The sequence below is a fragment of the Sphingopyxis sp. H073 genome, from assembly GCF_001468395.1.
Taxonomy (GTDB): Bacteria; Pseudomonadota; Alphaproteobacteria; order Sphingomonadales; family Sphingomonadaceae; genus Sphingopyxis.
Genome location: NZ_LNSG01000005.1, coordinates 232182 through 255017 on the forward strand (window position 1 = coordinate 232182; position 22836 = coordinate 255017).

General features: G+C 63.3%; 18 protein-coding genes. 5 read left to right on the forward strand and 13 right to left on the reverse strand.

Translation table 11 applies throughout. From position 1 onward, the window contains the following. Position 1: 1 nt before the first annotated feature. The 5 genes from pstA to ATE64_RS21195 form a co-directional block, all read right to left on the reverse strand. Positions 2-1258, reverse strand: coding sequence for a phosphate ABC transporter permease PstA (gene pstA, locus ATE64_RS11665; protein ID WP_058456102.1), 1257 nt, complete (start codon positions 1256-1258; stop codon positions 2-4). Next, the gene (pstC, locus tag ATE64_RS11670; protein WP_058456103.1) at positions 1251-2627 is read right to left on the reverse strand and encodes a phosphate ABC transporter permease subunit PstC; all 1377 of its coding nucleotides are present in this window, start codon (positions 2625-2627) and stop codon (positions 1251-1253) included. The genes pstA and pstC overlap by 8 nt, the downstream gene beginning before the upstream one ends. A gap of 264 nt (positions 2628-2891) precedes the next feature. After that, a complete protein-coding gene (locus ATE64_RS11675) occupies positions 2892-3953 on the reverse strand; it encodes a substrate-binding domain-containing protein (protein WP_058456104.1) in 1062 nt (353 codons plus the stop codon). A 139-nt stretch (positions 3954-4092) separates the two neighbouring features. Further along, complete coding sequence (locus ATE64_RS21640) at positions 4093-4530, reverse strand: hypothetical protein (protein WP_156416569.1); 438 nt, start codon at positions 4528-4530, stop codon at positions 4093-4095. Further along, on the reverse strand, positions 4530-5855 hold the full coding sequence (locus ATE64_RS21195) for an AAA family ATPase (protein WP_082657716.1): 1326 nt from the start codon (positions 5853-5855) through the stop codon (positions 4530-4532). The genes ATE64_RS21640 and ATE64_RS21195 overlap by 1 nt, the downstream gene beginning before the upstream one ends. A gap of 98 nt (positions 5856-5953) precedes the next feature. On the opposite strand from ATE64_RS21195, the gene ATE64_RS11685 reads away from it, so the two are divergent. Together ATE64_RS11685 and ATE64_RS11690 are read left to right on the forward strand one after the other, a co-directional pair. Continuing rightward, positions 5954-6268 carry a putative quinol monooxygenase gene (locus tag ATE64_RS11685; protein WP_058456106.1) on the forward strand — a complete coding sequence of 105 codons (315 nt, stop codon included), beginning with the start codon at positions 5954-5956 and terminating at the stop codon, positions 6266-6268. Between the two features lie 439 nt (positions 6269-6707). Next, positions 6708-7256 (forward strand): hypothetical protein, encoded by a 549-nt coding sequence (locus ATE64_RS11690; protein WP_058456107.1) that lies wholly within the window; start codon positions 6708-6710, stop codon positions 7254-7256. A gap of 38 nt (positions 7257-7294) precedes the next feature. Here the strand turns inward: ATE64_RS11690 and ATE64_RS11695 are convergent, their stop codons facing one another. Further along, positions 7295-8008, reverse strand: coding sequence for a hypothetical protein (locus ATE64_RS11695; protein ID WP_058456108.1), 714 nt, complete (start codon positions 8006-8008; stop codon positions 7295-7297). Positions 8009-8049: 41 nt separating this feature from the next. Next, the gene (gene uvrA, locus ATE64_RS11700; RefSeq protein WP_058456109.1) at positions 8050-10947 is read right to left on the reverse strand and encodes an excinuclease ABC subunit UvrA; all 2898 of its coding nucleotides are present in this window, start codon (positions 10945-10947) and stop codon (positions 8050-8052) included. A gap of 233 nt (positions 10948-11180) precedes the next feature. On the opposite strand from uvrA, the gene ATE64_RS11705 reads away from it, so the two are divergent. After that, positions 11181-13265: a M13 family metallopeptidase gene (locus ATE64_RS11705; RefSeq protein WP_058456110.1), complete on the forward strand. Its 2085-nt coding sequence runs from the start codon at positions 11181-11183 to the stop codon at positions 13263-13265. Here the strand turns inward: ATE64_RS11705 and ATE64_RS11710 are convergent, their stop codons facing one another. Then, complete coding sequence (locus ATE64_RS11710; protein ID WP_231729131.1) at positions 13266-14801, reverse strand: BCCT family transporter; 1536 nt, start codon at positions 14799-14801, stop codon at positions 13266-13268. 166 nt (positions 14802-14967) lie between these two features. On the opposite strand from ATE64_RS11710, the gene ATE64_RS11715 reads away from it, so the two are divergent. Continuing rightward, on the forward strand, positions 14968-15303 hold the full coding sequence (locus ATE64_RS11715) for a hypothetical protein (RefSeq protein WP_058800330.1): 336 nt from the start codon (positions 14968-14970) through the stop codon (positions 15301-15303). Between the two features lie 12 nt (positions 15304-15315). Here ATE64_RS11715 and ATE64_RS11720 read toward each other — a convergent pair whose 3' ends face one another. Beyond that, entirely contained in the window at positions 15316-15966 is a 651-nt protein-coding gene (locus ATE64_RS11720; RefSeq protein WP_058456112.1) for a hypothetical protein, read from the reverse strand. Between the two features lie 87 nt (positions 15967-16053). On the opposite strand from ATE64_RS11720, the gene ATE64_RS11725 reads away from it, so the two are divergent. Next, on the forward strand, positions 16054-16392 hold the full coding sequence (locus tag ATE64_RS11725) for a UrcA family protein (protein ID WP_058456113.1): 339 nt from the start codon (positions 16054-16056) through the stop codon (positions 16390-16392). 55 nt (positions 16393-16447) lie between these two features. Here ATE64_RS11725 and ATE64_RS11730 read toward each other — a convergent pair whose 3' ends face one another. The 4 genes from ATE64_RS11730 to ATE64_RS11745 all read right to left on the reverse strand — a co-directional run bounded on the left by ATE64_RS11730 (position 16448) and on the right by ATE64_RS11745 (position 22735). After that, positions 16448-17182 (reverse strand): response regulator transcription factor, encoded by a 735-nt coding sequence (locus ATE64_RS11730; RefSeq protein ID WP_058456114.1) that lies wholly within the window; start codon positions 17180-17182, stop codon positions 16448-16450. A gap of 1 nt (position 17183) precedes the next feature. After that, positions 17184-18353 (reverse strand): histidine kinase, encoded by a 1170-nt coding sequence (locus tag ATE64_RS11735; protein WP_058456115.1) that lies wholly within the window; start codon positions 18351-18353, stop codon positions 17184-17186. 108 nt (positions 18354-18461) lie between these two features. Next, a complete protein-coding gene (locus ATE64_RS11740; RefSeq protein ID WP_231729132.1) occupies positions 18462-19928 on the reverse strand; it encodes an MATE family efflux transporter in 1467 nt (488 codons plus the stop codon). Then, entirely contained in the window at positions 19925-22735 is a 2811-nt protein-coding gene (locus ATE64_RS11745; protein WP_058456116.1) for a valine--tRNA ligase, read from the reverse strand. The genes ATE64_RS11740 and ATE64_RS11745 overlap by 4 nt, the downstream gene beginning before the upstream one ends. Positions 22736-22836 lie beyond the last annotated feature (101 nt).

Here is a 22836-nt window from a genome sequence, read left to right on the forward strand (position 1 = left end):
GTCACCAGCGTTTTTCGAACTTGTTGCGAAGATAGATCGCCAGCGCGTTCATCGACAGCAGCACGATGAGCAGCACGATGATCGCGGCGGAGGTCTTCTCGACGAAGCCCCGGTCGACTTCGTCCGACCAGAGGAAGATCTGCATCGGCAGCACCGTCGAGGGCGAACAGATGCCGCCCGGCACGTCGCCGATAAAGGCGCGCATCCCCACGAGGAGCAGCGGCGCGGTCTCGCCCAGCGCGCGCGCCATGCCGATGATCGTGCCGGTCAGGATGCCGGGGAGCGCGAGCGGCAGGACATGATGGAACACCACCTGCACCGGGCTCGCCCCGACGCCGAGCGCGGCGTCGCGGATCGAGGGCGGCACCGCCTTGATCGCGTTGCGGCTGGCGATGACGATCACCGGCATCGTCATCAGCGCCAGCGTCAGCCCGCCGACGAGCGGGCTCGCCTGGCAGATGCCGAACCAGTTGATGAACACCGCCAGCGCGAGCAGGCCGAAGATGATCGACGGCACCGCGGCGAGGTTGTTGATCGACACTTCGATGAGGTCGGTCCAGCGGTTCTTCGGCGCATATTCCTCGAGATACAGCGCGGCGAGCACCCCGGTCGGAAAGGCGATCAGGAAGGCGATGAAGATCGTCAGCACCGACCCCTTGAGCGCCCCCCAGATGCCCGCAACCGCGGGATCGGTCGCGTCGGCATTCTTGAAGAAGGGCCAATGGATGCCGGTCGACAGCTTGCCGTCGCGCTGCAGCGCGTCGACCTTCGCCCCCAGCGCGCCTTTCGCGCCTTCCTTGGCGGCGATGTCGACTTCGGACGAGGCGGGGAGATGGAAGACCGTCTTGCCCTGCAGGATCGCGGGGTCGGCCTTGATTTGCTTGCGCACTTCTTTCCACGCATTTTCGCTGATCATCTTCGCGCCCTCGGCGCCCAGCGCCTCGCCGGCGGCGAAGGCGACGATGTCGGCGAGCCCCGCATTCGCGATCGCCTGATCGGCGTCGGCATCGCCGAGCCGCGACGCATCGACCGTCAGCGGCATCGCCTTGAAGTCGATCGGCACCTCGACGTTCGTATAGGTGAAGCCGCGCAGGCCGTTGCCGACCATCACGAACAGCAGGAAGGCGAGGAAAAAGCCCGAGAGCAGCACCGCGCCCAGCCCGAACAGCTTGAAGCGGCGCTCGGCGGCATAGCGGCCCGCGATGCGCTTCTGCATCGCGGCGCCTTTCCAGTCGGTCGGGGCGGTGTCCCTATTCATAAGCTTCGCGATACTTTTTGACGATGCGCAGCGCGACGATGTTGAGCAGCAAGGTCACGATGAACAGCACGAGGCCGAGCGCGAAGGCGGCGAGCGTCTTGGCGCTGTCGAATTCCTGGTCGCCGGTGAGCAGCTTGACGATCTGCGCGGTCACCGTGGTGACGCTGGCGAAGGGGTTGGCGGTGAGGTTGGCGGAGAGGCCCGCGGCCATCACCACGATCATCGTCTCGCCGATCGCGCGGCTGACCGCGAGCAGGATGCCGCCCATCACGCCCGGCAGCGCGGCGGGGATCAGCACCTGGCGGATCGTCTCGTTCGGCGTCGCGCCGAGCGCGAGCGATCCGTCGCGCATCGCCTGCGGCACCGCGTTGATGCTGTCGTCGGCCATCGACGAAACGAAGGGGATGATCATCACGCCCATGACGATCCCCGCGGCGAGCGCGCTTTCGGTCGAGGCGTTCGGAATGCCCAGCATCACCGCGAATTCGCGCAGGGCAGGGGCGACGGTCAGCGCCGCGAAATAGCCGTACACCACCGTCGGCACGCCCGCGAGGATCTCGAGCAGCGGCTTCACCCAGCGGCGCACGCGCGGCGCGGCATATTGCGTCAGATACACCGCGGTCATCATCCCGATCGGGATCGCGACGATCATCGCGATGATCGCGCCGATCAGCACCGTACCCCAGAACAGCGGGATGCCGCCGAAGGTATCGGGCTGCGGCGCGCCGCTCGTCGGCGCCCATGTCGTCCCGAACAAGAGCTCGGCGGGCGAGACGAGGCGGAAGAAGCGGATCGATTCGAACAGCAAGGACAGCACGATGCCGAAGGTCGTCAGGATCGCCACCAGCGACGCGAGCAGCAGCACCGCCATGACGATCTTCTCGACCCGCGTCCGCGCGCGAAAATCGGGCCGGATCCGCGTGAAGGCGTAGAGCCCGCCCGCCAGCGCCAGCGCCAGCATCGCGGCGATGCCGATCCACGCATAGAAATGCGTCGCGTCGGCATAGGGCTGGACCAGCGGCGCCGCGGCGGGAATCCGCACCGCGGCCTGCGCGCCCTGCGCGACATTGCGCGCGTCGGACAGGATCGCGCCGCGCTCGAAGCCGAAGGCGGGCAGCCCCTGCGCCGCCTCGCTCGCGAGCACGCTGTTGGTGATCAGGCCGGGCGACACCGCCGACCAGACGGCAAGGAAGATCGCGGCGGGGGCGAACAGCCACAGCGCGACGTACCAGCCGTGATATTGCGGGCGCGAATGCAGCTTGGCGTGCGCGCGGCCCGCCAGCATCAGCGAGCGCGCCCGGCCGGCAAGCCAGCCGATCAGGGCAAGCCCCGCGATCAGCAGCAGTAAGGCGGCGGCGTTGAAAGTCACTGTGTCCCCGTTATCCTGTCCGGATCCCCCCGTCACCCCAAGCGGTATGACGTGGCAGTTTCATGACTCTGCGTCACAATTTCCAAAATCACCGGATCTGCCAATCCCGTTCGCATCGAGCGAAGTCGAGATGCCCCTCGACCATGCGCCGACCCGATGGGTGTCTCGACTTCGCTCGACACGAACGGGGTGGGAAGGTGACGTAAAAAACGGTGGCCGGGGAAGGGGATGTGGGCCCCTCCCTCCGGCCACCCGCGGGGGAGATTACTTCAGCTCCGCGCCGTCCAGCACGGTCATGCCCTTGGCGTTCGCCGCGGCCTTGTCCGCGACGTCCTTCGGCGACACGACGAGGCCCTTGGCGGCGAGGTAGCCGCCCGCCGCCGCGCCCTTCAGGAATTCGGTGACATATTCGGCGAGGCCGGGGATCACGCCGACATGCGCTTTCTTGACATAGATGAACAGCGGGCGCGAACCCGGATAGCTGCCGTCGGCGATCGCGGCATAGGTCGGCGCCACGCCCTGCACCGGCACCGCCTTGATCTTGTCCTTGTTGGCGTCGAGATAGCTGAAGCCGAAGATGCCCAGGCTGTCGGGGTTCTTGTCCAGCTTCGAGATGATGAGGTTATCATTCTCGCCCTGCTCGACATAGAAGGGCGCGCCGCGCAGCGCGGTGCACACCTCTTCATGCTTGTCCTTGTCGCTGTCCTTCAGCGCCTTCATCTCGGGGTTGGCGTCGCAGCCCTTGCCGAGGATCAGCTCCTTGAACGCATCGTACGTGCCGCTGGTCGACGGCGGCCCGAAGACCGAGATGGCGACCGCGGGCAGCGCCGGGTTGACGTCCTTCCACGTCTTCGCGGTGTTCGGCTTGCCATAGGGGTTGGCAGCCAGAGCCTTATAGACGTCTTCTTCCGACAGCTTGAAGCCGGGGCCGCGCTGCGCTTCGCCCAGCGCGATGCCGTCGATGCCGACCTGGATTTCGACGATGTCCTTGACGCCATTCTTGGCGCAGGTGTCGAATTCCTTCTTCTTCATGCGGCGCGAAGCGTTCGCGATGTCGGGGGTGTCGCCGCCGACGCCGGCGCAGAAACGCTCGAAGCCGCCGCCGGTGCCGGTCGAATCGATCTTCGGCACCTTGTTGCCCGTCGCCTCGGCGAATTTTTCGCCGACCGCGGTAGCAAAGGGATAGACGGTCGAGGAGCCGACGGCGCTGATATAATCGCGCGCGGCACCGCCCGAGGACGCCTGATCCTGACAAGCCGAAAGCGCCAGCGCGGCGGTCGCGGCGCAGGCGAGCAGGCCGGTGATGCGGGCAAATTTCTTCACCATGAAATGATCCTGTCGGGGGTCGTTACCGAACCAAGCCGCCACCCCCGCGGCGACTCGCTGAGGGCCATTTGGGGGTTTTGTGTGACGCGTTTGTGACAGTTGGTGTCATGGAAGTGTCATGGACTATTTCGTCGTGGCGTCACGCAACGCCGCTTGCTTCATAGGGACAAAACTCTGCCGGCGAGGACTTGACGATAAAACGAGCTTGCAATTGTTTCGCGAACTCTTGTTTCGCGCGAAGAATGAATGCGGAAGCAGCGGGTATACGAACCTTAGAGCAAATCACGATCGCCGCCACATGCTTCTCCCTCCTTGATTTTAGCTCAGAAGAGGAAATCGTCTGAGCTAGTTGATTTTTAGCATGCTCAAGGTCTGTTCCTTTCAATTCTATAAATAAAGAACATACATTCGGGCGCCGTAAAAGCTTGTCGCAGCGAATCCCGGTTGTGATAAGACATCCATCAATCTCGCATCGCTCAAATTCGTGATTATCGGGATTGCGAAAAACCACAGACGATTTTTTCTCTTCAAATTTGATTTTTGAATGAGAGACGATCTCGCAACAGCCTTCGGTCATTAGGATATCTTCATTTCTATATCGAGAAGCTTGTCAAAATCACTGACAATATCGTCAGATATGGAATCAAGGTAAGAGCTGTCGATAATCCCATCGTCTCCGACAATATCTGTCACAAATCCATCTTGAATTGCGTAAGCGCTGAATTGATTTGGAAGAATCCATCGATCTCTAGGTACAACTTCATTGATATCCGTGTTGCGCTTTTTCCTCCTAGAGAGCGATCCCGCTTTCAGGAAGACATTCAGCCGTCCCATGATATAGGGTGAGTGGGTAGTCAGAATAAGGCTTCGTGTATTCTCGGTAAATCTAAGGCTGTCAAAGATGTACCCCAAAAACGCGCTCTGGGCGGTAGGGAACAAGTGGGCCTCTGGTTCTTCTATGTAAAGTATTTCCCTCTGCGGGGACTTATTTCCTTTTCTAATTTCCTCGATTTCTGCAAAATATCTAATGAGCGTCCACATCGGCAACAATTCTTGCTGCCCGCTGCTCAAGGAAGAAAAGGGGACTTTGCGCCCATCTCTAGTTTTGACATATTCTGCTTCAGGTTCGTAGACGATCTCGCCGCCAAAAAGTCGGTCCGTAAAATCCATATTTCGAGCACGAAACTCGTCACCCATGCGCCTATTAAACATATTCCCGCCAAATGATGCGTTGTGTTCTCTGAGATTCGAAAACAGCTTCGCAAAGCGGATGGTGATAGGGTCAAGGTTGCTGAAATTATCGAAACCAGCGACCATTTTACCAATACTGGTAAAAAATGCCCGGCCGGCAGGAATGAAGGTTTGAGAGTTTACAAACTCATTTCTTAGCTCCTTCGAGATTCTGGCGCGAAGTGTGTCTCGCAGGCGCCAGATGTCGTCGAATGGATCAGTGCTTCCTCTTGCAGCCTGATCAAAAAGATCTTGATCAAGCGAACGTCTTTTAATGTTATTGAAGGCGGAAAGGGATTTCCTATAAAAATCTTCAAACCAATCCGAGAATGATATCGCGAGTTCTTCTGTAGGGCGATTATTTTTTGTTCGCCTTAAGATTCGAACATAAAAATCGCCTGATGCGTAGCTAATATTAAAACGCTCTTTCCCCCAAGCTGAAGGAGGAAACCAAGATCGGAAATTTTTTCCAATAGTCCTTTTAAATTCTTCAAACGAGTCTCCTCGTTCAGCAGCTTTAATGTGCAGATCTAGTATATCTGCAAAGAAGTAGTTTAGCTTGGTGGTGACGCTCTTTCCGCTGCCTTGGGGGCCAATTATTGCTACAACTGGGGTGACCTCAAACTCAGCTTCTTTGAGGCAGGAAAAATTGCTTATGCTTAATATCGTCATCGCTTGCTCGAACGATTGGAGGCCGGAATGGCATGATTTCCGCCCTATGTTGAACGACAGACCGCCAGTCGTCAAATTCTCAGTTGAGTAGGCGAAATATGACGATCCTCATCACCGGCCACGTCATCCTCACCTCAGAACATCGCGAGCGCATGATCGCGCTCGGCGCCGAGCATAGCGCGCGGTCGCGGGGCGAGCCGGGGTGTCTGGCGCACAACTGCCATATCGATGTCGAGAACCCCGACCGGCTGATGTTCGTCGAGGAGTGGGAGAGCATCGACGCGGTGCGCACCCATTTCGCGGTCCCCGCGTCTGCCGCCTTCGTCGCCGAAATGCGCGCGCTCTCGCCCGAGCAGCCCGCGATCCGCATCTATGCCGCCGAGGATATCACGGCAAAGCTGATGGGGGCTTAGACAAGATTATCTCACGCGAAGACGCGAAGACGCGAAGGGGTTGCGTGGGGTTTCTGGCGGCGGGTTCGGCCGCTGGCGGCGTCAAGTCTCACACAAAGACACAAAGAGGGCGGCTGGGGCCGCTGATGCCGCGTGCCAATCGGGCGTTGGACGACGTAAGGCCGGACGTCGTCCGGCTTTGATCGAGGCTACCGTCGTTCGGCAATCGACCGGTAGCGCCCGAAAACAGCCCTCTTTGTGTCTTTGTGTGAGAAATCCCTTCCTTCTTCTTCGCGCCTTCGCGCCCCTTCGACTGCCTTGGCAGGCGCTCAGGACAGGCTTCGCGTGAGATATTTTTTCCATCACGCACGAAGCGGGGTGCCGGAATGGCTTCGCCTTGCCCGCCACTCCATTGTTTGCCACAGCTTCGCCGCGCAGCGCGCGCCGCATCGGGGAGCAAATGAGCGGGTTCGAATTCATCTTTTCGCTGTTCGGGCTGATCCTCGGCCTCGCGCTCGCCGAGGGGCTGGGCGGATTGAGCCGCGCGCTGAAGGCCAGCCACCGCGTGCGCATCGGCTGGCCGACCGCGCTGCTCGGCCTGTTCGTGTCGTGCGACGTCGTCACCTTCTGGATGTACGGCTGGTCCTTGCGCGACCTGCTGCCCCTGAACTGGCCAGTGCTGTTCGGCGGCTTCATCGTCACCGCCGTCTATTTCGTCGCCGCCAGCCTTGTCTTTCCCGACGATCCCGATGCGTGGGACGACCTCAACGCCCATTTCGACAAGCACCGGCGCAAGGTGATCGGCGGCATCCTGCTCTGCAATGTCGCATTGATCGCCAGCGTCGCGGCGCTCGACGGATTGCCGCCCCTCGACCTGCGCCGGCTCGTCCTGACCTGGAGCTTCTTCCCCGTCGCGGCGCTCGCGATCCAGGCAAAGGACCGCCGCATCGTCTGTGCTTGCCTGATCTGGCTGATCGCACTCTATCCGCTCTCGGCGGTGTGGCGCTGAGGCGCACGCCATTCCGCAAATCGGCTCGTTCGGCGCGATCAATCGAAGCTGTAGACGTCCTTGAAGCCTTTGCTCCTCGCGTAGCTGTTACCCGCCTGCTGCGCGACTTTGAGCCCCTGTTGAAGGACGGGGAAAATGACGCCCAAGTCGGATTGCATGTGCGTCTCCGTTTCCTTTTGCAGCGCCGCGACGCGCTCGATCAGTGCGGCGCCCCCGGGCGATCGAAACAAGGCCTGCTGCGTTGCCTCGAACGCTCTGGAATCGAATTGTGCACCTAAATCGGCGCGTTTCGCTGCGCCCACGGCCGTGTCGCCGTCGCGAACCTCGACGCGTATCTTGACGATGGAATAGACGGCACCGCGATAGGTATCTGCCAGCCGGCCCAATTCGGCGGGCGTAAATCGCGCGCTTATACGCGCGCGTGTCTTGTCGTGGACCTCGTCGAGCTTAGCGGGGAGGTTCTTCTCGCAATAGGCGACCAGGCTGGCGACCATCGCATCGTGAATGCCGGGAATCGCCTGTTCGAGCGCGATCTCGTCGGGCCAGGTTTCCAGCCGGGTACGATATACTTTCGAGCAGCTGTCGAGCATCATGGCTTCGACGGGAGCCAGCGGCATGAAGAAATGCGCCATGATGTCGAGATCGGACATACCTGCGGCCGCAACCGCAACCGCAGGCGGTTCGGCGAGCGCGCCCGTCGCCATCCCGGCGGAAGCCAGCAGCGCTGCCGACAAGGCCGTCCTGGTTTTCATGCGGTGATTCCCCCAATCCGACGCAGGAGCGTCCCCGCCCCTTAGCCCGCCGCCAGCATCGGTGCAAGATATTGCCCGGTGTAGCTGCGCGGTTCTTTCACCACCTGCTCGGGGGTCCCCGCGGCAACGATCTCGCCGCCCTTGACGCCGCCCTCGGGGCCAAGGTCGAGGATATAGTCGGCAGTCTTGATGACGTCGAGATTATGCTCGATCACGATCACGCTGTTGCCCTGCTCGACCAGCGCCTGCAGCACTTCGAGCAGCTTGCGCACATCCTCGAAATGCAGCCCGGTGGTCGGCTCGTCGAGGATGTAGAGCGTCTGCCCGGTCGAACGCCGCGACAGCTCCTTCGCCAGCTTCACCCGCTGCGCCTCGCCGCCCGACAAGGTCGTCGCCTGCTGCCCGACCTTGATATAGCCGAGCCCCACGCGGACGAGCATTTCCATCTTGTCGCGGATCGCGGGCACCGCCTTGAAGAACTCCGCGGCATCCTCGACCGTCATGTCGAGCACGTCGGCGATGCTCATCCCCTTGAACTTCACCTCTAGCGTTTCGCGGTTGTAGCGTTTGCCGTGGCACGTCTCGCACGTCACATAGACGTCGGGCAGGAAGTGCATCTCGATCTTGATGAGCCCGTCGCCGGTGCAGGTCTCGCAGCGCCCGCCCTTGACGTTGAAGCTGAAGCGCCCGGGCTTGTACCCGCGCGCCTGCGCCTCGGGCAGCCCCGCGAACCAGTCGCGGATCACCGTGAAGGCGCCGGTATAAGTGGCGGGGTTCGACCGCGGGGTGCGGCCGATCGGCGACTGGTCGATGTCGATCACCTTGTCGCAATGTTCGAGCCCGGTCAGGCTGTCGTGCGGCCCCGCGACCAGCCGCGCGCCGTTCAGCGTCCGCGCCGCGCTGGCGTAGAGCGTGTCGATGACAAGGCTCGACTTGCCCGACCCCGACAGGCCGGTGACGCAGGTGAAGGTGCCGAGCGGGATCGTCGCGGTGACATTCTGAAGATTGTTTGCGCGCGCGCCCTTCAGCACCAGGTCGAAGCCGTTGCCGGGGCGGCGGCGCGTCGGCACCTCGATCTTCTTCGCGCCGGTCAGATACGCCGCGGTCAGGCTCTTCTTGTTCGCCAGCACCTGCTTCAGCGTCCCCTCGGCGACGATCTCGCCGCCGTGGACGCCCGCGCCGGGGCCCATGTCGACGACATAGTCGGCGTGGCGGATCGCGTCCTCGTCATGTTCGACGACGATCACCGTGTTGCCGAGGTCGCGGAGGCGCTTGAGCGTCGCGAGCAGCCGGTCGTTGTCGCGCTGGTGCAGGCCGATGCTCGGTTCGTCGAGCACGTAGAGGACGCCCGACAGGCCGCTGCCGATCTGGCTGGCGAGGCGGATGCGCTGGCTTTCGCCGCCGCTCAAGGTGCCCGACGTGCGGTTGAGGTTGAGATAGTCGAGCCCGACATTGTTGAGGAAGCCGAGCCGCTCGTTGATTTCCTTCAGAATCGCCTTCGCGATCTGCCGCTGCGTCTCGTTCAGCTTCTCGTCGAGCGTGCTGAACCACGCGAGCGCGTCGGCAACCGAGCGCTGCGCCGACATGCTGATATTCTCGCCCGCGATCTTCACCGCCAGCGGTTCGGGGCGCAGCCGCGCGCCGTGGCACGTTTCGCACGGCTGCGCGGTCTGGTACTTGCCCAGCTCCTCGCGCATCCACGCGCTCTCGGTCTGCAGCATCCGGCGGTTGAGGTTGCCGATGACACCTTCGAACGCCTTGTGCGTCGTATAGGTGCGCTTGCCGTCCTTGAAGGTCAGCTCGACCGGCATCCCGCCGGTGCCGAAGAGGATGATCTGCTGCACCGCGCCGGGCAGGTCCTGCCACGGTGTGTCGAGGCTGAAGTCATAGGCTTTGCCCAGGCTTTCAAGCACTTGCATATAATAGGGCGAGGGCGGGTTCGATTTCGCCCACGGCACGACCGCGCCCTTCTTCAGGCTCAGCGCATGGTTGGGGACGACCAGGTCGGTGTCGAACTCCAGCCGCTCGCCCAGGCCATCGCACGCCGGGCAGGCGCCCTGCGGCGCGTTGAAGCTGAACAGCCGCGGCTCGATCTCCGCAATCGTGAAGCCCGACACGGGGCAGGAGAATTTCTCGCTGAATATCAAGCGGTTGGCCGGTATTCCCGCGCCCTTCATCGCCCCCCCGGCATCTTCCTCCTCGCGCCCCGGCACCGGCCCGTCGGCCATGTCGACATACGCGACACCTTCGGCAAGTTTCAGCGCCGTCTCGAAACTGTCGGCAAGCCGCGTCTCGATCCCCTCGCGCACCACGATGCGGTCGACCACGACCTCGATGTCATGCTTGTACTTCTTGTCTAGCGCCGGCGCGTCCTCGATCTCGTAGAACTCGCCGTCGATGCGGACGCGGGTGAAGCCTTCCTTCTGCCACTGCGCCAGCTCCTTGCGATACTCGCCCTTCCGCCCGCGCACGACCGGCGCGAGCAGATAGGCGCGCGTGCCCTCGGGCAGCTCCATCACCCGGTCGACCATCTGGCTCACATTCTGCGCCGAAATCGGCTCGCCGGTAACGGGCGAATAGGGGATGCCGACGCGCGCCCATAGCAGGCGCATATAGTCGTAGATCTCGGTGACAGTCGCAACCGTCGAGCGCGGGTTTCGGCTCGTCGTCTTCTGCTCGATGCTGATCGCCGGCGACAGCCCGTCGATATGCTCGACGTCGGGCTTCTGCATCATCTCGAGGAACTGGCGGGCATAGGCCGACAGGCTCTCGACATAGCGCCTCTGACCCTCGGCATAGATGGTGTCGAAGGCGAGGCTCGATTTGCCCGAGCCCGACAGGCCGGTGATCACGATCAGGCTGTCACGCGGCAGGTCGACGTCGACGCCCTTAAGATTATGCTCGCGCGCGCCGCGCACCGAAATATGGGTGAGACTCATGGGAGGGGTATGTTCCAGATTTGTTCTATTGGCGCAAGAGGCGGTTCCGCACCGGTTCGCCGGTAAGATAGGAGGCCCGGCGCCGCACCGCAATGCGGTGGCATTCCACCAACATGCCAAAGGCTTCGACCAATGCCGGGCGGCTTGCTTGACCCCGTGACGTCGCAGGCGGACAAGAATGGCCATTCGCGCCGCCTCGACCCGGCGGTGCAGAACAATCAGGAGACGGGGTAATGAAAAGCTTTCTAACGAGCGCCGCAGGGCTGGCGATCGCGGCCGCCTTGGCTGCGGCGCCTGCAATGGCGAGTGACAACACAATGTCCGCGACGCTGGTCGCCAAGGCTGATGGCGAAGGGGACGCCGCGGTGAAGGGCGATGCGTCGCTGAAGGCGCTGACCTTCGGGACATGGGGCGTCGACCTTGCCGCGCGCGACACCAATGTGAAACCCGGGGACGACTTCGACAGATATGCGAACGGCGGCTGGTTTGCGCGCACCGAGATCCCGGCCGATCAGGCGTCGGCGGGTGTCGACTATGATGTTTACAACCTGACGCAGCGCCAGCTCGGACAGCTTGTCACTGGAGCTCCCGCGACGTCGCAGGTCGGCGGCCTATACCAGAGCTTCATGGACGAGAAGCGGGTCGACGCGCTGGGCGCCAGGCCACTGATGGCCGACGTCGATGCTGTTGCGGCGATCAAGGACAAGAGCGCGATGGCGCGCTTCATGGGCTCGACGCAGGGGACGTTTGGCGCGACGATCGTCTCCGGCGGCCCCTATGCCGACACAAACGATCCGACGGTGAACGTCCTGTGGCTCGGCCAGGCGGGGCTGGGGCTTCCCGAACGCGACTATTATCTGAACGACAGTTTCAAGACTCAGCGCGATGCCTATCGCGCCTATATCGTGCGAACGATGAAGATGGTCGGCAATGGCGCGCCCGAGAAGGCGGCGGATGCGATCATGGCGTTCGAAACCGAGATCGCGAAGGTAAGCTGGGCGATCGCCGACCGCCGCGACATCGGCAAGATCAACAATCCGATGTCGTCGGACGAACTCGCGGCCTTTGCTCCGGGACTCGACTGGAAGGCCTGGTTGGAAGGCGCCGGCATCGGGCCGCAGAAGCGGATCATCGTCAACGAGAATACGGCGGTGCGCGACATTGCGGCGCTCTATGCAAGGACGCCGCTCGACACGATCAAGCTGTGGCAGCAATTCCACATCGCCGACAATGCGGCGCCCTATCTTTCCAAGGCATTCGTCGACAGCCGCTTCGAATATACCAAAGTGCTGAGCGGCGTCGGCGAACTGCGTCCGCGCTGGAAACGCGGGCTGACGCTGGTCGACGGCAGCCTCGGCGAACTGGTCGGCGAAACCTATGCGAGGCAATATTTCCCGGCGAGCGCGAAAGCGAAGATGGAAGCGCTGGTCGCGAATCTGAAGCTCGCGATGGGCGATCGCATCCGCAGCAACAGCTGGATGGCGCCCGAGACCAAGGCGGCGGCGCTCGACAAGCTGGCGAAGATGGACGTCATGGTTGGCTATCCCGACAAATGGCGCGACTATTCGGGGCTCAAGATCGATCCGACCGACCTCTATGGCAATGTGAAGCGCAGCGCGGCGTTCGAATATGCCTATTCGCTGTCAGACCTGAACAAGCCCGTCGATCGCAAGAAATGGTCGATGAACCCGCAGGAGGTAAACGCCTACAACGGCGGCCTCGAGAACAAGATCGTGTTCCCGGCCGGCATACTGCAGGCGCCTTACTTCAGCGAGAGCGTCGACGATGCAGTCAACTATGGCGCGATCGGCGCCGTTATCGGCCACGAGATCTCGCATGGCTTCGATGATCAGGGGCGCAAGATCGACGCCAATGGCGCGGTGCGCGACTGGTGGACCGCGGCAGACGCGGCGCGCTTCGAGGCGCAGGCGAAGGCGTTTGGTGCGCAATACGCGACCTTTGAGGCGGCGCCCGGCGCCTTCATCAATCCCGACCTGACGATGGGTGAGAATATCGCCGATCTCGCGGGGCTGGAGATTGCCTATGACGCCTACCACCGCTCGCTGGGCGGCAAGGAGGCGCCGGTGATCGACGGTCTGACCGGCGACCAGCGCTTCTTCCTCGCCTTTGCGCAGGCGTGGCGCGACAAGGCACGCGAGGATTCGATCAAGCAGCAGGTCGCAAGCGACGAGCACGCCCCGGCGCGCTGGCGGATCATCGGCCCGGTGCGCAACGTCGATGCCTGGTACAAGGCGTTCAACGTCACGCCCGACAATAAATATTATCTGAAACCCGAGGCGCGCACGCGCATCTGGTGATCAGCCGGAGACGACGGGGGCGACCGCCGGTCGCCCCCGTACCAGCATCACCGTGAGCGACAGCGCCGCGCCGATGATGACGAACAGCGCGGGAAAGCCGCCCAGCACCGACATCATGCGGATGCCGTCGAGCCCCGAGCCCGCGACGAGAACGATCGCGACGAGCCCGACCGCAATTCCCCACACGCTTTGCACGCCCATCGGCGCTTCGGGCGCGTCGGGGGTGATGCCGCGGGTCGAAAGCGCACTCATCGCCGAAACATTGGCGTCGGCGCCCGCGACATAGGACAGGAAGATGGTGAAAAGAATGAGCCCCGTCGCAGCTGGGCCGCCGCCGAGCGCGTCGAACAGGCGGAAGAGAACCGAGTCCGGGCCCTTCGCCGCGATCACCGAATAGAGGCTGGCGCCGCTCTGCTGGTCGATGACGATGGCCGAGCCTGCGATGGCGGTCATCCACAGCGCGCCGAACAGCGATGGCAGGACGAGATTCATCAGTATGAACTCGCGCACGCTGTAACCGATGGCCAGCCGTCCGAGGAAGAGCGCGGTGACCGGCGCCCAGGCGAACCAGTTGCCCCAATAGAAAATCGTCCACTGCCGGCTCCACGCGCCGTCGACGTCGAGGCCGAGATTGCGGGGAATGAAGGTGGTGAAATATTCGCCCGTGGCGCGCAGCGACAGGCCGAACATCTTGGCGGTCGGGCCAGCGACGAGTGCGAAGGCGATGATCGCGAAGAACAGCCAGGTGTTCAGCACCGACAGGCCGGCGATGCCCTTTTGCAACCCCATCGCAGCCGAGATCAGAAAACTCGCGACGATCAGCGCCGCAATTCCCCATTTGAGCGGCATTCCACCGCTGAAATGGCCCAGATTCTCCACGCCGCCTGCCAGCGCCAGGATTCCGGCGCCCATCGACGCTGCCATTCCGGCGACGAGCGCATATAGGCAGACGATGTCGATGCCCGTGCCAACCGGTCCGTGCGCGCGATTGCCGAGCAGCGGGACGAACAGCGAAGACAGGCTGAACGGCTCGCCGCGGTTATAATAGACAAGCGCGAAGGCGAGCGCCGCGACGGTGTAGATTGCGTAGGGCGTTAACGTCCAGTGCAGGAACATCGTCGACATGGCGAAGGTCGCGGCAGCATCGCTGCCCGGTTCCATTCCCAGCATCGGAGGCGGCGCGTTGAGATGGAACAGCGGCTCGGCCGCCCCCCAGAAGAGGATACCGGTCGCGATCGTCGTGCAGAGCATCACCGCGAACCAGCGCCAGCGCCCGAGCAGCGGCTTGGCGCCCGCTCCGCCGATGATCGTCTGGCCGAATGGCGACAGCGCTGCCAGCGCGAGAAGAGCCAGAAAAGCCAGACCGGCACCCGCGAAGAGCGGGCCGAAATGCTCCAGTATCCAGTCGTTGGCCGCAGCCTCAGCCGCGACGAAACGCGTGCCCTGCCAGAGGCTGAGGACGAGCGCCGCAGAAAGGGTCGCCAGCGGAACAAAAAAGACCGCGCGATTGATGGGGTGACGGGTTGAGGCTGGCAAATGTTCCGCCGTTCGGACATGGACAATGTCGTCAGCATGGCCGCTACCGGACCCGGCGTCAAATGATGTGCCGGGAACGGGATTTGCCGCAAGACGTTGGACGCACAGGTGCCTTGATGGAAGGAGAGCTTCGATGATCAGGACGATTTTCACGGCAACAGCGGCCATGGCGCTGCTGGCGGCAGGACAGGCAGCCGCGTGGCAGAAAAATCCAGACGGCACGACTGCGGAGGAAAAGGCCAATACCGCGAAGCTGAATGCGGACCAGCTGGCGAAGGCGCAGGCGGAAACCGACGCCTACAACGCCCGTGTCGCGGCTAACGCGCAGCAGGAGGCCGCCGCGCAGTCGACCTTCCTTGAGGAAACCTCGGCTTATGAAGCGGAAAAGGCGCGGGTCGCCGCCATGTCCGCCGAAGAACGGATCCAATGGGAAGCCGACGTCGCGGCCTGCAAGGCCGGCGACAAGACGCGCTGCGCGCATCCGGAATCCAAGCCCAAATAGGCCTTGTGTTTCCTAATCGCGATTTTCTGAAGGCTCCGGCGTTGCGTCGGGGCCTTTTCGTTGTCCGTCGGGGGGCGGTCCAGCCTCCGCCACCGGCGGCAGCGCGACGGGGATCACCATCGCCGGCCGCGGCAAATCGGGAAAACGACCACCATAGCGGTAGTCGCCATCCGTCCCCTCTGGCGGTGAGGGGACGGCGCCTTCGTTGACCTCGCCGAGCCGGCGGAACGGCTCGCTGAGCCGACTTACGCGTTCCGCCCTCAGCCGCGCACCCACACCATAGCTGTCGGCGCATTCGAGGCATGGCGGCGCCGAGGTCGCATCGGCGACCGCCGCCTTGGGGTTGGCGCTGAGCTCGGCAAAGGACTCCGAGCCCGCCCCCTTGCCGCCCAGCCCCTGGCCGATGACGATGAAGGCCAGTAACGCGCCGGCGCCCAGCCCGGCGACGACGACGATCAGCCCGAATGCCAGGCGATAGCCCAGCCGGTCGCGACTCGAAGGAGGTCGACGTTTCCCTGCCATGGCCGAAGAAGGCCATGATGACAGCTTCGTTGCAAGCTTTCGGCCATTGGTCGATGCGGGAACGCCTTTCGTCTCCACATCGACCGCACGACCGGCCCCGTCGAACCCGACGTGCGTGGCCTTGGCAAAGCGGGCATCCAAGGCTCGCGGGATGCGGGAGGATCCGGTCTTCCCCGGTTTCGGATCAGCTCGTGTCCCGCATCATCCCCCCAGATGAGAGGACTCCCCATGTTGAAATCCACCCTGATCACGATGGCGGCCATCGCCATCTGTGGCGCAGCAGCTCCCGCCGTGGCGCAGGACAGCGATGCGCCGCAAGTCGCCGTCCGCCACGACGACCTTAATCTTTCGACCACCGCCGGTCGCGATCGGCTCGACACACGGGTTCGCACCGCGATCCGCGCGATGTGCACCGACAGCGGCCGTCTCACCTTGCGCCAGCGCGCGGTCGCGCAGGATTGCATGGCGCAGGCCAAGCGCAGCATCGAACCGCAGCTCGCGGCCTTGTTGAACGGCAGCACCGCCAAGTTCGCGAGCGACAAGCCGCCCGTCGTCGCTGCTCCCTGACGACATCCGGTGACGCGGCCGTCCTGAAGCAGGTGGCGGCCGCCGAAGAAGGCGATCATGCTCCGTGCATGATCGCCTTTACGTCATGAAGATAGGTGCGGCCGATGCGGTGCACGCCTCCTTCGCCCAGATCGACACTCCAAGCGCCGTCGCCGTGGTGTTTCAGCCCGACGATGCCTTCGCGGCGGATCATCTTCGACCGGTGGATGCGCATGAACTGGTCGGGGTTCATGCGCGCTTCGAGTGATTTGATCGTCTGATGGATCAGCCAGCTGCGCCCGCCGACGTGGAGGCGCATATAATCGCGCTCGGCCTCGATCAGGTCGACCTGGGCTGCATCGATGCGCAGCATCTCGCCGCGGTTCTGGACCCAGAACTCGCTGATCCACTTGCTTTTCGGCGCAGGAGCGCGCTCGCTGGCGCGCCATTCGCGAACTCGCGTCAGCGCCCGACCAAGCCGGTCGGGCGAGACCGGTTTCAGCAGATAGTCGACCGCGGCGACGTCAAAGGCGGCGACCGCGTAGCGATCGAACGCGGTGACGAAGACCACGGCGGGCGGATTGTCGAGCTTGTCGATGGCAGCGGCGACCTGCAACCCGTCGAGATCGGGCATCGCAATATCGCAGAGTACCAGGTCGGGCGCGAGGGCGTCGACCATGCGCAGCGCGGAGGCGCCGTCGCTCGCCGTCCCGACAAGCGAGACGCCGTCTTGCTGACCTGCGAGAATCTGCAACCGTTCGATTGCGAGCGGTTCGTCGTCGACAATCAGGGTCCGAAGCGTCTGGAGCATGTCAGCACCTCTCTCGTGCCAGGGGGAGCCACAAGGATACGAAGAAGCCACCGGTGTCGGACCGGCCCCATTCGCATCCTGCGCTGGGGCCGTAGCGCGTCAGCAGCCGTTCGCGGACGTTGCCTAGGCCGAGGCCAGTGCCGGGGGCGGGGATCGGCGCCTTCGGGTCGATGTCGTTTTCGATCCGCAGCACCAGCAAGCCATATTCGCTGCTCGCGGTCAGACGGATTGCGATCGTTCCCTTGCTGGGGGCGACGCCATATTTGATCGCATTTTCGATGATCGGTTGCAGGATCAGCACCGGGACGCAGGCGTTTTCGAGCTCGTTCGGCATCGTCACCTCGACATGCAGCCGGTCGGGGAAGCGAACTTGCTCGATATCGAGGTAGAGGCGCTGGAGCGCGATTTCCTCGTCGAGGCTGACGAGCTGTTCGGGGTCGACGGCAAGGCTCGAGCGGAGGAAGGACGACAGGTTCATGATCATCGTCTCGGCCTCGCTCTTCGATCCTTTGAGGACGAGCGTCGACAGCGAATTCAGCGTGTTGAACAGGAAGTGCGGATTGACCTGATAGTGCAGCGCGCGGAGCTGAGCCGCTTGCGCCTCGATGCGGAAATGGTTCGCGCGACGTTCGACCGCGCGCATCTCGTTGGCATATCCGAAGGCGACATAAAGCGCCGCCCAGACCGCGAAGAAGAAATACCAGCGGATCGAGCTGTCGAGGATCAGCACTGTTTCCCACGATATAGGGAATTTGGATTGCACTTCGGCGATGATCTTTTCGGCGTCGGTGCCGGGAAACCAGTAGAAGAAGACAAGCAGGTTGATGGTTGCATAGACGGCGACGAGCGGAACCGCCGCGCCCAGCGCGACGGCGAGCCGCGCCCCGAAACCGCGCGGCTGGACGCGCTGGATAAGCTGGTAAAGCACGAAGGTGCAGAGGATGCCCGCGACGACGACAAGGGCGCGGCGGCCGGCATATTCCCACTGCTCGGCGCCGGCGAGGATGCCGAGGCCGGTAGTGATCAGGAAATAGAGGAACCACATGGCGAGTATCGAGCCGATCGCGACGCGCGGGTTGACGCGGGCGTCGGAGGCGCGCCAATCGGGCGCCGCGGCCAGCATCTTCGCCCGCTGGTCGCGCAGCGCCTCTTTGCGGATGGTCATGTTCATCGGGGCTGCTTTAGCGTCGGTCATCGCGCCGACGCTAGCAGACGCCGGGCCGCCAGTCGAAGGGGTGGGTGCTTTGGTCGAAGAAAAAGGCTTTGGATCCGGGAAAGCTCAGGACAAGTCGGGCCGGGTCAACGTCCGGCGCCAGTTTCCGCGCTTGTAAACTATCCATGCCATCGCCAACGACGCGAGCGAAGAGAGAGGGAAGCTCCACCACAATATGTCGCTGCCGATGATCGGATAGCCGAAGTAGTAGATGCCGAGGCGGATCGGGAACATCGACAGGAACAGAATAATCAGCGGCGGGACGACCGATCCATTGGCGCGGAGCGTGCTGATCAGCACGATCGTCGTGCCGAAGGGCAGGAAGGTCCATGTCGCGATATATTGGATGTTGCGTGCGACATCGATCGCCTCGCTGCCGCTGCCAAGGAATAGCGACAGGGCTGCGCGGTCGAACAGCAGAAGCAGCGCGATGAGCACGCCCGTCATCGTCAGGTTGATCGCGATGCCGCTGTTGGTGACCCCGCTGACGCGGTCCCAGCGCTGCGCACCGATATTCTGCGCCGCCATCGAGCTGACGGCCGCCCCGACCGCGAGCGCGGGCATCTGGACATAGTTCCAGAGCTGAAGCGTTGCACCATAGGCAGCAGCGGTAATGAGCCCCTCGCGGTTGACGAGCCCGACCATGATCAGCCCGGCGCCTGAAATGACGAGCATCTGCGCGCCCATCGGCAGGCCGCGCCCGACAATGAATCCGAGCTCGCGCCAGTTGGGAAGAAGATAGGCGAATTCGCGGCCGCTGAGCCGCAGCACATGGTTCCTCGCATAGAACCAGCCGATCATCGCGATCAGGCTGATCGTTCCGGCGATGGCGGTCGCGAGCGCGCTGCCAGCGATGCCGAGGCGGGGCAAGGGCCCGATCCCGAGGATCAGCATTGGGTTCAGCACGATGTCGAGGACAACGGTCAGGATCATGAAGCGCAGCGGCGTCACGGCATCCCCTGCGCCGCGCGAGGCCATCGAGAGCATGACCATCAACATGCTTGCCGGCACCGCGATGAAGGTCACCCGCAGATAGTCGTGCGCGAGCGTGAAGGCCTCGGGCGGGGTTTCGAGCCAGCGCAGGATGCGATCGGACGCGAACCAGCCGATCACGGCGATGACGAGCGAGAAAGCAACCGCAAGTCCGATCGCGGCGCCGCTGGCGCGCCGGGCGGCGTCGATGTCGCCGCGCCCGATCGACTGGCCGATGAGGACCGTCGCGGCCATGCCGAAGCCGAAGAAGGCACCGAACATGAGGAACATGATGATGTTCGCATTGGCCGTCGCAGCAAGCGCGCTTTCGCCGAGAAATTGCCCGACCCAGATCGAGTTCACCGACCCCGACAGGGTCTGGAGAATGTTCGACGCGAGCGTCGGCAGCGCGAAGAGGATCAGCGTTTTGGCGATGGGCCCGTGGGTCAGGTCCATCCGCCCGCCGCCGCGCGCAGTCTGGCGCGGCGGGACCGGGCTGGCCGCAGGATCGGCAGCCGCCGCGACGGGTGTCGGCGTGGCGGGCGTTTCGCCGTCGGTCACCCCAGACGCGCCAGTGCGGCGGTCAGGCGGTCGGCCTCGGCTTCTTTCGCGGCGTGGTCCATGCGGGCCTTCTCGACGGCTTCGGGTTTCGCGCGTTCGACGAAAGACGGGTTGTTCAGGCGCCCGGCGAGGCCGTCGCGTTCCTTCGTCGCGGCGGCGAGCGCCTTGGTCAGGCGGTCGCGTTCGGCGGCGATGTCGATCACGCCTTCGAGCGGGACGGTGATCGTCTCGCCCTCGACGACGAGCTGCGCCGATGCGCCCGCGGGGGCGGGGTCGAAGCGGATCGCTTCGAGACGCGCGAGGCGATCAAGCTGGGCTGACAGCTTGTCGGTGCGATCCTTCAGCGACGCAGGAAAATGCGCGGTCAGGCGCGCGCCGGGCGGAAGGCCCAGTTCGGCTTTCGCGGTGCGCAGTTCGCTGACGAGCTTGATCAGCCAGTCGATGTCGGCGCTGGCATCGGCGTTGCGCGCGGCGTCCGGCGCCGGCCATTTCGCGGTGATCAGCGGATAGTCGGCGCGATCGCCAAGGCCCGTCCACAGCTCTTCGGTGATGAAGGGCATGAAGGGGTGGAGCATGACGAGGATCTGGTCGAGTACCCAACCGGCAACGGCCTTGGTCTCGTCGTCGATCGCACCCTTGATCAGTTCGAGATACCAGTCGCAAAAACGGTCCCACGCGAAGCTGTAGATCGCGTTCGCGGCCTCGTCGAAGCGATAGGCGGCAAAGGCGGTTTCCATCGCGGCGACGGTATCCGCGACCTCGCCGATGATCCAGCGATTGACCGGCAGCGTCGCGGCGGGCGCCTCGAAGCTGGTAGAGGCCGCAATGCCATTGGCTTCGCAGAAGCGCGCAGCGTTCCACAGCTTCGTCGCGAAATTGCGATAGCCCGCGAGGCGCGCGTCATCCATCTTGATGTCGCGGCCCTGGCTTTCCATCGCCGCCATGAAAAAGCGGAGCGCGTCGGCGCCGTACTGGTCGATCAGGCCGAGCGGGTCGACGACATTGCCCTTCGACTTCGACATCTTCGCGCCGTCGGGCGCACGGACGAGGCCGTGGAGGTAGAGCGTCCTCCACGGGATATCGCCCATGAACTCCATCCCCTGCATCGCCATGCGCGCATCCCAGAAAAAGAGGATGTCGAAGCCGGAGATAAGAACGTCGTTGGGGTAGTGGCGTTTGAGAAGGTCGGTGTTCTCGGGCCAGCCGAGCGTCGCGAAAGGCCAGAGTGCGGAGGAGAACCAAGTGTCGAGTACGTCTTGGTCCTGCCAGAGACCAATTCTCGCGCTATTGCCGCCCGTTCCTGTGTAGGCAGCAGCCGCAGTTGGGGCTTCAAAAAATTCTATGCCTTCGCCTTGATAGTGGGCTTTGGCTTGTCGGACTGCGTCATCGTAGCTTTCGGCCACGAAAATAGCATTCTGCACTGATGCGTCGCCAACGACATAATTCGGCGTTCCATCTACAACGGCGGGCCCATACCAAGCCGGAATCCGGTGACCCCACCAGAGCTGGCGCGAGACGCACCATGGCTGGATATTCTCCATCCAGTTGAAGAAGGTCTTTTCCCACGTCTTGGGGACGATGTTGATCCGCCCGTCGCGTACCGCGGCAATCGGCGGCTGCGCGAGCGTTTCGGCGTCGACATACCATTGGTCGGTCAACCAAGGCTCGATGACCACGCCGCCGCGGTCGCCGAAGGGCGTCTGGATCGTGCGCGGCTCGGCGTCATGCTCGCCGCCGTCTTTGTCGATATGCGGGATCAGGAAGCCCTGTTCCTTCATCCGCGCCACGACCAGTTCGCGCGCGCCGTCCTTGCCGTCGCGCTTGAAGCGATGGAGGCCGAGATATTCTTGCGGGATCAACCCGTCGCTCGTCTGGATGACGTTGGCGTCGCCGTCGAGCATGTTGAGCATCTCGCCGGGCTTGAAGCCCGCGCGCTTGCCGACGTCGAAGTCGTTGAAGTCATGGCCGGGCGTGATCTTCACCGCGCCGCTCCCAAGATCTGGATCGGCATGTTCGTCGGCGACGATCGGCACCCGGCGTCCGGTGATCGGCAGCTCGACAAACTTGCCGATCACGCTCCTGTAGCGCGCATCGTCAGGGTGCACCGCGACCGCCATGTCGGCGAGCATCGTTTCGGGGCGCGTCGTCGCGACCTCGATATAATCGCGCCCGTCGTCGAGTTTCACCCCGTCGGCGAGCGGATATTTGAAGTGCCAGAAGCCGCCCTGGACCTCGTGCGTTTCGACCTCGAGGTCCGAGATCGCGGTCTTGAGCTTCGGATCCCAGTTCACGAGCCGCTTGTCGCGGTAGATCAGGCCCTTCTTGTGCAGGTCGACGAAAACCTTGACGACGGCCTGCGTAAAATGCGGGTCCATCGTGAACTGTTCGCGGCTCCAGTCCATCGAGCAGCCGAGGCGGCGGAGCTGGCCGGTGATCTGGCCGCCGCTTTCCGCCTTCCACTGCCACACCTTCTCGACGAATTCGTCGCGCGTATAGTTGGTGCGCTTGTCCTGCCGCTCCTCGAGCTGGCGTTCGACGACCATCTGCGTGGCAATGCCGGCATGGTCCATGCCGACAACCCACAGCGCATCCTTGCCGCGCAGCCGCTCGTAGCGGACGAGCACGTCCTGCAGCGTGTTGTCGAGCGCATGGCCGATGTGGAGCGCGCCGGTGACGTTCGGCGGCGGGTTGACGATCGTGAAGGGGGTGGCGTCGGGACGGTGCGGGCGAAACAGCCCGCGGCTTTCCCATTCATGGGCCCATTTCGCCTCGATAGCGGCGGGATCGAAGGTTTTTTCCATCGGCATAGCCGCGCGCCTTTGCCAGCCGGGGGCGAAGGCGGCAAGGGGGAACAAGCCCACTACTCGTCATGCCGGACTTGATCCGGCATCCATCCAACCCGCGCGAA

Excerpts from the sequence above, each read along its gene's own strand:
- ATE64_RS11745 (WP_058456116.1), bottom strand. The coding sequence starts at position 22,735 with ATGCCGATGGAAAAAACCTTCGATCCCGCCGCTATCGAGGCGAAATGG.
- ATE64_RS11675 (WP_058456104.1), bottom strand. The coding sequence starts at position 3,953 with ATGGTGAAGAAATTTGCCCGCATCACCGGCCTGCTCGCCTGCGCCGCG.
- ATE64_RS11735 (WP_058456115.1), bottom strand. The coding sequence starts at position 18,353 with ATGAACATGACCATCCGCAAAGAGGCGCTGCGCGACCAGCGGGCGAAG.
- ATE64_RS21195 (WP_082657716.1), bottom strand. The coding sequence starts at position 5,855 with ATGACGATATTAAGCATAAGCAATTTTTCCTGCCTCAAAGAAGCTGAG.
- ATE64_RS21640 (WP_156416569.1), bottom strand. The coding sequence starts at position 4,530 with ATGACCGAAGGCTGTTGCGAGATCGTCTCTCATTCAAAAATCAAATTT.
- ATE64_RS11695 (WP_058456108.1), bottom strand. The coding sequence starts at position 8,008 with ATGAAAACCAGGACGGCCTTGTCGGCAGCGCTGCTGGCTTCCGCCGGG.
- ATE64_RS11690 (WP_058456107.1), top strand. The coding sequence starts at position 6,708 with ATGAGCGGGTTCGAATTCATCTTTTCGCTGTTCGGGCTGATCCTCGGC.
- ATE64_RS11685 (WP_058456106.1), top strand. The coding sequence starts at position 5,954 with ATGACGATCCTCATCACCGGCCACGTCATCCTCACCTCAGAACATCGC.
- ATE64_RS11705 (WP_058456110.1), top strand. The coding sequence starts at position 11,181 with ATGAAAAGCTTTCTAACGAGCGCCGCAGGGCTGGCGATCGCGGCCGCC.
- pstA (WP_058456102.1), bottom strand. The coding sequence starts at position 1,258 with ATGAATAGGGACACCGCCCCGACCGACTGGAAAGGCGCCGCGATGCAG.
- ATE64_RS11715 (WP_058800330.1), top strand. The coding sequence starts at position 14,968 with ATGGCGCTGCTGGCGGCAGGACAGGCAGCCGCGTGGCAGAAAAATCCA.
- ATE64_RS11725 (WP_058456113.1), top strand. The coding sequence starts at position 16,054 with ATGTTGAAATCCACCCTGATCACGATGGCGGCCATCGCCATCTGTGGC.
- uvrA (WP_058456109.1), bottom strand. The coding sequence starts at position 10,947 with ATGAGTCTCACCCATATTTCGGTGCGCGGCGCGCGCGAGCATAATCTT.
- ATE64_RS11730 (WP_058456114.1), bottom strand. The coding sequence starts at position 17,182 with ATGCTCCAGACGCTTCGGACCCTGATTGTCGACGACGAACCGCTCGCA.